Genomic DNA, 12903 nt, shown 5'->3' on the forward strand with positions numbered 1-12903 from the left:
CGGGTGGAAATAGTGGCGCCTATGATAAAGGGGTGAGTGTGTGAAAGCTACGGTCATTTTCACGTAATTTTTACACAGAGAGTTGCAACATTTTGTTGCATAACTGACCAGTCTTTGCGCTATAATGAATGAACGTTCATTCATTGGGTGGTGTGGTTATGACCTATAACACTACTGGAGATAAATACGAGCAAATCATCGCAGCTGCCGAACGCTTAATTGCTGAATCGGGTTTTCATGGTCTATCCATGCAAAAGCTCGCAACTGAAGCAGGTGTCGCAGCAGGCACGATTTATCGATATTTCTCAGATAAAGAACATCTTTTAGAAGAAGTCCGCCTTACCGTTACTAAACGTATCGCGGAGGCCGTTCAAGCGGATGTTCATGACGATATGCCCCTGAAAGAGCGTTACCGCACTATGTGGCTCAATATTTGGCACCTTGCTGGATCAAATTTAGACACCTTAAGTAATCGTGTCCAATATGAATCACTGCCTTGTGGAAATCGTAAAAGTACTCGGGAACTTGAAAGGCAAATGTTTGCCCAAGTAGATCGTCTTTTTAATCAAGGCAAAGTGGAAGGGGTATTTAAACCTCTCGATAACGAAATTCTTTCAGGGTTAAGTTTCGAAGCTAGTGTTGCGCTTGCTAGAAAACATGCTTTGGGATTTTATCAGTTGGATGAAGACGCGTTGGAAGCAGCCGTTGAAGCCAGCTGGGATGCAATTATTAAACACTAACTTGGAGTTCTTAATAGAATGAAAAAGTGGACTTTCTTTATGTTACTTATCGCGATTCTTCTGTTCGGAAGCGTGATAGGTTTCAACTTATTCAAGCAACAGAAAATTGCTGAATACATGGCGAATCGTCCGGAACCAGAATTCCCAGTAACCGTAACAGAAGTACAAGCGGTTGATTGGGTTCCTGTTATCGAGGCGATCGGCTTCATTGAACCTAACCAAGGTGTCACTGTTGCGAACGAAACCAGCGGTGTGATCGATAAGATTTCTTTCGACTCTGGTACTCAAGTTGAAGAGGGCCAACCTTTGGTTCTTCTAGACTCTGAAGTAGAAATCGCAAACCTTAAGAGTTCTCAAGCTAAACTGCCAGCGGCTCAAGCTAAGTACAAACGCTACCAAGGCCTTTTCAAAAAAGGTTCTATCTCTAAAGAAGCGTATGACGAAGCAGAAGCAAACTACTTCTCACTGAAAGCGGATATCGAAAGTCTTAAAGCGACCATCGACCGCCGTGAAATCAAAGCGCCTTTCGCTGGTGTAGTTGGTATTCGTAACGTTTATCTTGGTCAATACCTACAAGCTGGTACTGACATCGTGCGTCTTGAAGACACAACGGTAATGCGCCTGCGTTTCACCGTGCCTCAAACAGACATCTCTCGCATCAAGCTAGACCAAGAAGTAGACATCTTTGTTGATGCTTACCCTGATAAGCCATTCAAAGGTTCTATCTCTGCTATCGAGCCTGCGGTTAACGTTCAAAGTGGTCTGATCCAAGTTCAAGCTGACATTCCAAACAGCGATGGCAAACTTCGTAGCGGTATGTTCGCTCGTGCAAACATCATTCTACCGAAGTTAGAGAACCAAGTAACACTGCCACAAACAGCTATCACCTTTACCCTATATGGCGACAACGTGTACATCGTAACTGAAGAAGACGGTGAAAAACGCGTTAAGCAACACGTGGTAAAAGTGGGCGAACGTACTAAAGACATCGCGCATATTCTAGAAGGCGTGAAACCAGGTGATGTAGTGGTAACGTCGGGTCAAATCCGTCTAAGTAACCACTCGAAAGTGACCATCGTTGAAGATTCGGCACTGACACCACCTGCTGAAACACCAATGCTTTAATTGGAGGCATCATGCGCTTTACTGATGTTTTTATTAAACGTCCAGTTTTAGCGGTATCGATCAGCTTTTTGATTGCGTTGCTTGGTTTACAAGCCGTATTCAAGATGCAGGTTCGAGAATACCCTGAAATGACAAACACGGTGGTTACCGTAACCACCAGTTATTACGGTGCAAGTGCTGACTTGATCCAAGGCTTTATTACTCAGCCTTTGGAGCAAGCCGTCGCGCAGGCCGATAATATTGACTATATGACTTCATCCTCGGTTCTAGGTACGTCTACCATTACCGTAAACATGAAGTTGAACACCGACCCGAATGCGGCGCTGTCTGACATTCTGGCGAAAACCAACTCGGTTCGTTCACAGCTTCCAAAAGAAGCAGAAGACCCGACAGTAACCATGTCGACAGGTTCGACTACCGCGGTACTGTACATTGGTTTCACCAGTGATGAACTGTCTTCGAGCCAGATCACCGACTACCTTGAGCGTGTAATCAACCCGCAGCTATTTACGGTAAACGGTGTATCGAAAGTTGACCTATACGGTGGTATGAAATACGCACTGCGCGTATGGCTAGATCCAGCGAAAATGGGTGCACTTAAGCTGACTGCGACAGATGTGATGGGCGTGTTGAATGCCAACAACTACCAATCTGCAACTGGTCAGGCAACAGGTGAGTTCGTTCTTTACAACGGTAGCGCAGATACTCAGGTATCCAACGTTGCTGAGCTCGAAGCTCTGGTTGTTAAAACTGGCGACGGTGATGTGATTCGTCTTGGCGATATTGCGAAAGTAACGCTAGAAAAGAGCCACGATATCTACCGTGCAAGTGCGAACGGTCAGGAAGCAGTAGTTGCAGCAATTAACGCGGCACCGAGTGCTAACCCGATTAACATCGCAGCTGATGTTCTTGCGCTATTGCCTCAATTAGAGCGTAACTTGCCAAGTAATATCAAAATGAACGTGATGTATGACTCAACCATCGCAATCAACGAATCAATTCACGAAGTTGTGAAAACCATTCTTGAAGCAGCGGTGATCGTACTTGTGGTTATCACCCTATTCCTAGGTTCATTCCGTGCGGTTGTGATTCCTATCGTTACCATCCCGCTATCACTGATTGGCGTAGCTATGGTGATGCAGGCAATGGGTTTCTCGTGGAACTTGATGACACTTCTGGCAATGGTACTCGCCATCGGTCTGGTGGTGGATGACGCGATCGTTGTTCTTGAAAACGTCGACCGTCACATTAAAGAAGGCGAATCCCCGTTCCGTGCAGCCATTATCGGTACACGTGAAATTGCGGTACCAGTAATTGCAATGACCCTAACGCTGGGTGCGGTATATGCGCCAATCGCGTTGATGGGTGGTATTACAGGTTCGCTATTTAAAGAGTTCGCGTTAACCCTAGCGGGTGCGGTATTTGTATCCGGTATTATCGCATTAACTCTATCACCGATGATGTGTTCAAAGATGCTTAAGGCAAATGAAGAGCCAAGCAAATTTGAGCAGAAAGTACATCACGTATTGGATGGCATGACCAACCGTTACGAGAAAATGCTGACATCAGTGATGGCACACCGTCCTGTGATCATCGCGTTTGCGATCATTGTATTTGCAAGTTTGCCGATTCTGTTCAAGTTCATTCCAAGTGAACTGGCACCTTCGGAAGATAAAGGTGTAGTTGTACTAATGGGTACTGCGCCATCAAACGCGAACTTGGACTACATCCAAAACACCATGAACGACGTAAACAAGATTCTATCTGACCAACCAGAAGTAGAATACGCTCAGGTGTTTAACGGTGTACCAAACTCGAACCAAGCATTCGGCCTAGCAACTCTGAAACCTTGGAGTGAGCGTGAAGCAAGCCAAGCAGACATCACTAAACGTGTAGGTGACCTTGTTTCTCATGTACCAGGTATGTCAGTAACTGCCTTCCAAATGCCAGAACTTCCTGGTGCAGGTTCAGGTCTGCCGATTCAGTTCGTTATCACTACACCAAACAGCTTCGAAAGCCTGTTTACTATCGCTAGTGATATCTTGACTGACGTATCGAAGAGTCCAATGTTCGTCTACTCGGATCTGGATCTGAACTACGATTCAGCAACGATGAAGATCAGCATCGACAAAGACAAAGCTGGTGCATACGGCGTGACCATGCAAGACATTGGTGTGACGCTAAGTACCATGATGGCGGATGGTTACGTAAACCGTATCGACCTAAATGGACGTTCATATGAGGTTATCCCTCAAGTAGAACGTAAGTGGCGTCTAAACCCAGAGTCGATGAAGAACTACTACGTACGCTCAGTTGACGGTAAAGCAGTGCCACTTGGCAGCTTGATCACGATTGATGTTGTCGCAGAGCCTCGCTCACTGCCTCACTTCAACCAGCTAAACTCAGCAACGGTTGGTGCAGTACCAGCACCTGGTGTAGCAATGGGTGATGCAATCAACTGGTTCGAAGACGTGGCACAAAACAAACTGCCATCAGGCTACAACCATGACTACATGGGTGAAGCGCGTCAGTTTGTAACGGAAGGTAGCGCACTATACGCAACATTTGGTTTGGCACTGGCGATCATCTTCCTAGTACTGGCGATTCAGTTTGAATCTATCCGCGATCCAATTGTAATCATGGTATCGGTACCGCTAGCGGTATGTGGTGCATTGATTGCTCTGGCGTGGGGTACGGCATCGATGAACATCTACTCGCAGGTTGGTTTGATTACCCTGGTTGGTCTGATTACCAAACACGGTATCTTGATCTGTGAGGTGGCGAAAGAAGAGCAGTTACATAACAAACTGTCTCGTATCGATGCGGTAATGGAAGCGGCGAAAGTTCGTCTTCGTCCAATCCTGATGACGACGGCAGCGATGATTGCAGGTCTTATCCCACTGATGTACGCAACAGGCGCAGGTGCTGAACAGCGCTTTAGTATCGGTATCGTAATCGTTGCTGGCCTGGCGATCGGTACGCTGTTTACGCTATTCGTACTGCCTGTGATTTACAGCTACCTAGCTGAGAAACACAAGCCACTGCCAGTGTTTGTTGAAGACAAAGACTTGGAAAAGCTAGCTCGAGTGGATGAAGCGAAAGCCGCTCACCGCGAATTAGCAGATAACAAGTAAGCATAAAGCACTAAGAAAAAGGTCACTCCGGTGACCTTTTTTATTGCTGCTCTCTTTTTTGCCATCTAAATGGCGACTTTCCCGTATCATTTACATAGAATGTGGGCAAATCAAAAGGAGTTTTAGCCACTATGTTTGACCCAAAGAAATTAGAGCAAATCGCTAAACAAATTCACGAATCAATGCCACAGCCAGTAAAAGAGCTAGGTGCGGATGTTGATCAAAAAGTTCGCCAAGTAATCCAAGGTCAGCTAAACAAGCTAGACGTTGTTAGCCGTGAAGAATTCGACGTACAAACTCAAGTTCTGCTGCGTACACGTCAAAAGCTGACAGAGATGGAAAGGAAATTGGCTGAGCTTGAAGAAAAGCTAGCTGATAAATAAGCGAGAAGCGAGAAGCGAGAAGCGAGAAGCGAGAAGCGAGAAGCGAGAAGCGAGAAAATTCTTAAGGGTTGGCGTGTGCACGTCAACCCTTTTTGTTTTTTGGGATTCAGGATTCAGGATTCAGGATTCAGGATTCAGGATTCAGGATTCAGGATTCAGGATTCAGGATTCAGGATTCAGGATTCAGGATTCAGGATTCAGGATTCAGGATTCAGGATTCAGGATTCACTTCAATTTTGTCTTCTTAAGGACAAATTCGGTCAACACTTACTGCACCTCAACTTCTTTCAATTCTATCCCAACGAACACTTCCGATTTTAACAGCGAAGCACTCCCACGGTTCAAAGGAAAAAGCCCATCTTCATAAAAGTAAATTACCACCTTCTAAAGAAGGTGGCTTTGTGTGAGCCCCCTAAAAGGGGGCCTTTGTTTAATCCAACGCCAACTGGTGCTGCTCTACTCGCTCTTGCTTCTCTTGATGTCTTACATATCGGCGTATGATTTCTTCATTGATTCCAACACTATCGACAAAATAGCCTCTTTGCCAAAAGTGATTACCCCAAAGCCTGTTCTTCCTAAGATGAGGAAACTTACTAAATAGCTTTAAGGCTATTTTGCCTTTCAATACCCCCATCAACTTGGATATCGATAGCTTTGGTGGAATCTTTACTACTAAATGCACGTGGTCAACTTGTATGTTTAACTCTACTACTTCAAATCCAAGTTGATTACAGTAAACATAAATACATCGATAAACTTCTTTACCTATATTGTTCTTCAAGATCCTAAATCGATACTTTGGAGTCCACACTATATGGTATTGACATCGCCAAAATACGTGGGAAGCTTGATTGAATCTACTCATGTTATTTGTCCTCTTTGACTTCTGGAAAAATCAAAGACGCATTTAGCATGAGTAGTTTTACAGGCAAAGCCGAAACGGATGATAACCACCTACTGAAGTAGGTGGTTTAGGGCTGAAAATAAAAAGGCTTGGTCAACGGCGACCAAGCCTTTTAATTAGATGTTGTGTTGTATGTTGTATTTATTGACCCCAGTCTATCTGGAGTTCTTTACTAATTTATATAGAAATTAGCCGCCTACTGCGATGTTCTTCATATCAGTCATGTAACCACGTAGCTCTTCACCGATGTACTCTACTGGGTGGTTACGAATCGCTTCGTTTACTGCGATTAGCGTAGCGTTATCTACTTGGTTAGACGACTCGCCTAGGCCTTTACCGATTACGTCGGTGCTTACTGATGGCATGAACTTCTCACGTAGTAGCGGTGTTGCTACGTTAGCGAATAGGTAGTTACCGTACTCCGCTGTATCTGAAATTACCACGTTCATTTCGTACAGGCGCTTACGGGCAACTGTGTTTGCGATTAGCGGTAGCTCGTGTAGTGACTCGTAGTATGCAGATTCATCGATGATGCCTGATGCTGTCATTGCTTCGAACGCTAGCTCAACACCGGCACGAACCATAGCTACCAATAGAATGCCGTTGTCGAAGTACTCTTGCTCAGAGATTTCGATATCGCCTGCTGGGTAGTTTTCGAAAGCAGTTTCGCCCGTTTCTTCACGCCAGCCTAGTAGGTTTGCATCGTCGTTTGCCCAGTCAGCCATCATAGTGCTTGAGAATTCACCTGTGATGATGTCATCCATGTGCTTGTTGTATAGCGGACGCATCAGCTCTTTTAGCTCTTCAGAAAGCTCAAATGCTTTTACTTTTGCTGGGTTTGATAGACGATCCATCATGTGAGTGATACCACCAAACTTCAGTGCTTCAGTGATGGTTTCCCAACCGTATTGAAGAAGCTTACCTGCATAGCTTGGGTCGATGCCGTCAGCAACCATCTTCTCGTAAGAAACGATAGAACCAGCTTGTAGCATGCCACATAGGATAGTTTGCTCACCCATTAGGTCAGATTTAACTTCTGCTACGAATGAAGACTCTAGACAACCTGCGCGGTGACCACCTGTACCTGCAGCCCAAGCTTTCGCGATATCCCAACCTTCACCTTTTGGATCATTCTCTGGGTGAACCGCGATTAGTGTTGGTACACCGAAACCACGCTTGTACTCTTCACGCACTTCTGTACCCGGACACTTAGGCGCAACCATAACAACTGTTAGGTCTTTACGGATTTGCATGCCTTCTTCAACAACGTTGAAACCGTGTGAGTAGCCCAGTGCTGCGCCTTCTTTCATTAACGGCATTACCGTTTCAACAACGTTCGTGTGTTGCTTGTCTGGGGTTAGGTTGATTACTAGGTCAGCTTCTGGGATTAGCGTTTCGTAGCTGCCTACTTCAAAGCCATTATCTTTTGCGTTTTTGAACGATTGACGTTGCTCGTCGATCGCAGCTTGGCGTAGAGCGTAAGCAACGTCTAGGCCAGAGTCACGCATGTTCAGACCTTGGTTAAGGCCTTGAGCACCACAACCTACGATGACCACTTTCTTACCTTTTAGGTAATCTGCTTCTGATGCGAATTCTTCGCGGTCCATAAAGCGACAACGACCAAGTTGGTCCAATTGCTCACGCAAGTTTAGGGTATTGAAATAGTTAGCCATCTGGGTGCTCCTTAACATTCTTCCATAGAGGTCGGTATTTGTGTTACCGAATGAGTTCATACTAAAACAGACATTCTGTTGCTGAAAGTGATATATTCACAATTACTTATTGCAATTAATGCAACATGGAAGTGAAGATTTAATGAACATCAAAAGCCTGCAACTATTCATTCACCTATGTGATAGTAAAAGCTTCGCTAAGACAGCGGCAGCAATGCATATCAGCCCTTCCGCGCTGAGTCGGCAGATCCAGAAATTGGAAGAAGAAACACACCAACAGCTGTTCTTGCGTGATAACCGAAGTGTCGAATTAACGGTTCAAGGAAAGAAGCTGTTGCCTGTTGCACTAAAGATCTTGGGGGAATGGCAGCAATACCAAAGCTACGTCAAAGGAACAGAAGACGAGTTAAAAGGGGAGATACGTTTATTTTGCTCGGTAACGGCAAGTTACAGCCACCTCCCAGAACTTATTTCCGAATTCCGCATACAACACCCATTTATTGAGTTTAAGCTCTCTACCGGGGATCCAGCCCAAGCCATCGATAAGATTTTGGTGGATGAAGCAGATATCGCGATCTCTGCAAAGCCAGACCAACTACCCGCTAAAGTTGCTTTTGAACCAATCAGCGAGATACCTCTATCGGTTATTGCCCCAGTTGGAGTCAGCAGTTTTGCTGAAGAGCTACAGAAAGAAACCCCAGATTGGTCAACGATCCCTTTTATTCTCCCAGAAGCAGGCACAGCAAGAGAAAGAGCGAATGTTTGGTTTAAGCAAATGAAGATCAAACCAAACATCTATGCACAAGTGGCAGGGCACGAAGCCATTGTCAGTATGGTGGCTTTAGGTTGTGGCGTCGGTATCGCACCGGATGTGGTAATCAACAACAGTCCTGTTAGAGAGAAGATAAATCGACTCAAGGTTCTACCTATAAAACCATTTGAGCTCGGGGTCTGTTGCATCAAGAGCCAACTAGAAAATCCATTAGTGAAAGCCCTATGGGAAGTCGCAGAAAGTAAGTATATCTCCCTGTAGACATGCCTCATTCAAATGAAATAAAAATATAGAACTACGCTTGAGAGAAACTAGCGTCACTACTCACATAACAAAGACATTATTAGCAAAGCGAGCAGATTAAGTAAGTACTTACCTTTAAATGCTTTTTAGATTTAGAAAATGGACGCTGACAAAAGAGAAATAAGATCTTTATCTGACAGATCAAACTCCGCAACAGACACAGGGAGCTGAGGATATCAGAAACGACAAAGTCTAGTCCAAAGACTGGGTTTCTATATAAGTAGCAGAATGGTGAGGATGCCTAGTCGTCCGGGCTTGCGGACAACTAGCTCTCACTCTCTGAAAAGGAAAAATCTCTTTGCTTTTAAACGACAAAGTCCAGTCAGAAGACTGGGTTTCTAAATAAATAATAGAGTGGCTGGGCTTGCACACGAGCGGAACTCGTTGGTCGTAGACCAAATAATAGCGCAAACGAAAAAGCCCTAGCATTTCTGCTAGGGCTTTGTCTGAATAAGTGGCGGAGCGGACGGGACTCGAACCCGCGACCCCCGGCGTGACAGGCCGGTATTCTAACCAACTGAACTACCGCTCCGCACTGGTTAGACATTTAAGTCTAAATTTAAAGCCTGGCGATGTCCTACTCTCACATGGGGAAGCCCCACACTACCATCGGCGCTAATTCGTTTCACTTCTGAGTTCGGAATGGAAGTCAGGTGGGTCCAAATCGCTATGGTCGCCAAGCAAATTCTTTAATTCGGAAAACTGATGTTAAGTTCTATTTATACACATTCAATGTTCTTACATCGAGTCCATCAAAACCCCTTGGGTGTTGTATGGTTAAGCCTCACGGGCAATTAGTACAGGTTAGCTCAACGCCTCACAACGCTTACACACCCTGCCTATCAACGTTCTAGTCTCGAACAACCCTTTAGGATACTTAAAGTATCAGGGAAGACTCATCTCAGGGCTCGCTTCCCGCTTAGATGCTTTCAGCGGTTATCGATTCCGAACTTAGCTACCGGGCAATGCGTCTGGCGACACAACCCGAACACCAGAGGTTCGTCCACTCCGGTCCTCTCGTACTAGGAGCAGCCCCCTTCAATCTTCCAACGCCCACGGCAGATAGGGACCGAACTGTCTCACGACGTTCTAAACCCAGCTCGCGTACCACTTTAAATGGCGAACAGCCATACCCTTGGGACCGACTTCAGCCCCAGGATGTGATGAGCCGACATCGAGGTGCCAAACACCGCCGTCGATATGAACTCTTGGGCGGTATCAGCCTGTTATCCCCGGAGTACCTTTTATCCGTTGAGCGATGGCCCTTCCATTCAGAACCACCGGATCACTATGACCTGCTTTCGCACCTGCTCGAATTGTCATTCTCGCAGTCAAGCGGGCTTATGCCATTGCACTAACCTCACGATGTCCAACCGTGATTAGCCCACCTTCGTGCTCCTCCGTTACTCTTTGGGAGGAGACCGCCCCAGTCAAACTACCCACCAGGCACTGTCCGCAACCCCGATCAGGGGTCAACGTTAGAACATCAACACTACAAGGGTGGTATTTCAAGGACGGCTCCACAAATACTGGCGTACTTGCTTCAAAGCCTCCACCTATCCTACACATGTAGGGTCAATGTTCAGTGCCAAGCTGTAGTAAAGGTTCACGGGGTCTTTCCGTCTAGCCGCGGGTACACTGCATCTTCACAGCGATTTCAATTTCACTGAGTCTCGGGTGGAGACAGCGTGGCCATCATTACGCCATTCGTGCAGGTCGGAACTTACCCGACAAGGAATTTCGCTACCTTAGGACCGTTATAGTTACGGCCGCCGTTTACCGGGGCTTCGATCAAGAGCTTCGACCGAAGTCTAACCCCATCAATTAACCTTCCGGCACCGGGCAGGCGTCACACCGTATACGTCATCTTACGATTTTGCACAGTGCTGTGTTTTTAATAAACAGTTGCAGCCACCTGGTATCTGCGACTCTCGTCAGCTCCATCCGCAAGGGACTTCACCATCAAGAGCGTACCTTCTCCCGAAGTTACGGTACCATTTTGCCTAGTTCCTTCACCCGAGTTCTCTCAAGCGCCTTGGTATTCTCTACCCGACCACCTGTGTCGGTTTGGGGTACGATTCCTTACAATCTGAAGCTTAGAGGCTTTTCCTGGAAGCATGGCATCAATGACTTCACTACCGTAGTAGCTCGACGTCGTGTCTCAGCCTTAAGAGAAACCGGATTTACCTAATTTCTCAGCCTACGCACTTGAACCTGGACAACCGTCGCCAGGCCCACCTAGCCTTCTCCGTCCCCCATCGCAATTGTAAGAAGTACGGGAATATTAACCCGTTTCCCATCGACTACGCCTTTCGGCCTCGCCTTAGGGGTCGACTTACCCTGCCCGATTAACGTTGGACAGGAACCCTTGGTCTTCCGGCGAGGAGGTTTTTCACCCCCTTTATCGTTACTCATGTCAGCATTCGCACTTCTGATACGTCCAGCATGCGTTACCACACACCTTCAACCGCTTACAGAACGCTCCCCTACCCAATGCACTAAAGTGCATTGCCGCAGCTTCGGTTTACTACTTAGCCCCGTTACATCTTCCGCGCAGGCCGACTCGACCAGTGAGCTATTACGCTTTCTTTAAATGATGGCTGCTTCTAAGCCAACATCCTGGCTGTCTGAGCCTTCCCACATCGTTTCCCACTTAGTAGTAATTTGGGACCTTAGCTGGCGGTCTGGGTTGTTTCCCTCTCCACGACGGACGTTAGCACCCGCCGTGTGTCTCCCGGATAGTACTTACTGGTATTCGGAGTTTGCAAAGGGTTGGTAAGTCGGGATGACCCCCTAGCCTTAACAGTGCTCTACCCCCAGTAGTATTCGTCCGAGGCGCTACCTAAATAGCTTTCGGGGAGAACCAGCTATCTCCAGGTTTGATTGGCCTTTCACCCCTAGCCACAAGTCATCCGCTAATTTTTCAACATTAGTCGGTTCGGTCCTCCAATTGATGTTACTCAATCTTCAACCTGCCCATGGCTAGATCACCTGGTTTCGGGTCTATATCCAGCGACTGAGTCGCGCAGTTAACACTCGCTTTCGCTACGGCTCCCCTAGATGGTTAACCTTGCCACTGAATATAAGTCGCTGACCCATTATACAAAAGGTACGCAGTCACACCACGAAGGTGCTCCTACTGCTTGTACGTACACGGTTTCAGGTTCTATTTCACTCCCCTCACAGGGGTTCTTTTCGCCTTTCCCTCACGGTACTGGTTCACTATCGGTCAGTCAGTAGTATTTAGCCTTGGAGGATGGTCCCCCATATTCAGACAGGATATCACGTGTCCCGCCCTACTCGATTTCACTTTATATGCGTTGCCAGTTACGGGGCTATCACCCTGTATCGCACAACTTTCCAGAAGTTTCACCTGACGCATAAAAAGCTTAAGGGCTAGTCCAATTTCGCTCGCCGCTACTTTCGGAATCTCGGTTGATTTCTTTTCCTCGGGGTACTTAGATGTTTCAGTTCCCCCGGTTCGCCTCGCTGCGCTATGTATTCACGCAGCGATACTTACTTATGTAAGTGGGTTTCCCCATTCGGAAATCCCAGACTCAAATGGTTTTTACTACCTAATCTGGGCTTATCGCAAGTTAATACGTCCTTCATCGCCTCTGACTGCCAAGGCATCCACCGTGTACGCTTAGTCACTTAACCATACAACCCGAAGGAGTTTCGAGTTGATAATCAAATCACCAAAGTTGTCTCTCATTATTTGAATGAGCGAGAGACATTTCGATTTTGCCGGACTCAATTTCGAATAATCACTTAAAAGTGATATTCCCAAGAACACTTGAATGTGTTTGTTGGTGTTTGTCTTAAAGACAAACATTGAGAACTTTACAATCAACAATAAATTGTTGATT

General features: G+C 46.3%; 7 protein-coding genes, 1 tRNA gene and 2 rRNA genes. 5 read left to right on the plus strand and 5 right to left on the minus strand.

What is annotated here, in order from left to right; translation table 11 throughout:
• Positions 1–158 precede the first annotated feature (158 nt).
• From A9237_RS07985 to ubiK, 4 genes are all read left to right on the plus strand, one after another.
• Positions 159–740: a TetR/AcrR family transcriptional regulator gene (locus A9237_RS07985; RefSeq protein WP_009705429.1), complete on the plus strand. Its 582-nt coding sequence runs from the start codon at positions 159–161 to the stop codon at positions 738–740.
• 18 nt (positions 741–758) lie between these two features.
• Positions 759–1865 carry a multidrug efflux RND transporter periplasmic adaptor subunit VmeC gene (vmeC, locus tag A9237_RS07990; RefSeq protein ID WP_078608003.1) on the plus strand — a complete coding sequence of 369 codons (1107 nt, stop codon included), beginning with the start codon at positions 759–761 and terminating at the stop codon, positions 1863–1865.
• 11 nt (positions 1866–1876) lie between these two features.
• Positions 1877–4999 carry a multidrug efflux RND transporter permease subunit VmeD gene (gene vmeD / locus A9237_RS07995; RefSeq protein WP_005434659.1) on the plus strand — a complete coding sequence of 1041 codons (3123 nt, stop codon included), beginning with the start codon at positions 1877–1879 and terminating at the stop codon, positions 4997–4999.
• Positions 5000–5130: 131 nt separating this feature from the next.
• The gene (ubiK, locus tag A9237_RS08000) at positions 5131–5382 is read left to right on the plus strand and encodes a ubiquinone biosynthesis accessory factor UbiK (RefSeq protein WP_078608004.1); all 252 of its coding nucleotides are present in this window, start codon (positions 5131–5133) and stop codon (positions 5380–5382) included.
• 430 nt (positions 5383–5812) lie between these two features.
• Here the strand turns inward: ubiK and tnpA are convergent, their stop codons facing one another.
• On the minus strand, positions 5813–6247 hold the full coding sequence (gene tnpA, locus A9237_RS08010) for an IS200/IS605 family transposase (RefSeq protein WP_078608006.1): 435 nt from the start codon (positions 6245–6247) through the stop codon (positions 5813–5815).
• A 227-nt stretch (positions 6248–6474) separates the two neighbouring features.
• Positions 6475–7959, minus strand: a complete 1485-nt coding sequence (gene ilvC / locus A9237_RS08015; RefSeq protein ID WP_005434660.1) for a ketol-acid reductoisomerase — start codon at positions 7957–7959, stop codon at positions 6475–6477.
• A gap of 142 nt (positions 7960–8101) precedes the next feature.
• Here ilvC and ilvY point away from each other — a divergent pair, with 142 nt between their 5' ends.
• A complete protein-coding gene (gene ilvY, locus A9237_RS08020) occupies positions 8102–8992 on the plus strand; it encodes an HTH-type transcriptional activator IlvY (RefSeq protein WP_078608007.1) in 891 nt (296 codons plus the stop codon).
• Positions 8993–9489: 497 nt separating this feature from the next.
• On the opposite strand, the gene A9237_RS08025 is transcribed toward ilvY, so the two are convergent.
• The 3 genes from A9237_RS08025 to A9237_RS08035 form a co-directional block, all read right to left on the minus strand.
• A tRNA-Asp gene (locus A9237_RS08025) sits at positions 9490–9566 on the minus strand.
• A 32-nt stretch (positions 9567–9598) separates the two neighbouring features.
• A 5S ribosomal RNA gene (rrf, locus tag A9237_RS08030) occupies positions 9599–9715 on the minus strand.
• Positions 9716–9807: 92 nt separating this feature from the next.
• Positions 9808–12694 (minus strand): 23S ribosomal RNA (locus tag A9237_RS08035).
• Positions 12695–12903: the final 209 nt, after the last annotated feature.

It is taken from the genome of Vibrio owensii, from assembly GCF_002021755.1.
Classification (GTDB): Bacteria; Pseudomonadota; Gammaproteobacteria; order Enterobacterales; family Vibrionaceae; genus Vibrio; species Vibrio owensii.

Coding starts and splice junctions, on each gene's coding strand:
- A9237_RS07985 (WP_009705429.1), top strand. CDS start 159: ATGACCTATAACACTACTGGAGATAAATACGAGCAAATCATCGCAGCT.
- vmeC (WP_078608003.1), top strand. CDS start 759: ATGAAAAAGTGGACTTTCTTTATGTTACTTATCGCGATTCTTCTGTTC.
- vmeD (WP_005434659.1), top strand. CDS start 1,877: ATGCGCTTTACTGATGTTTTTATTAAACGTCCAGTTTTAGCGGTATCG.
- ubiK (WP_078608004.1), top strand. CDS start 5,131: ATGTTTGACCCAAAGAAATTAGAGCAAATCGCTAAACAAATTCACGAA.
- tnpA (WP_078608006.1), bottom strand. CDS start 6,247: ATGAGTAGATTCAATCAAGCTTCCCACGTATTTTGGCGATGTCAATAC.
- ilvC (WP_005434660.1), bottom strand. CDS start 7,959: ATGGCTAACTATTTCAATACCCTAAACTTGCGTGAGCAATTGGACCAA.
- ilvY (WP_078608007.1), top strand. CDS start 8,102: ATGAACATCAAAAGCCTGCAACTATTCATTCACCTATGTGATAGTAAA.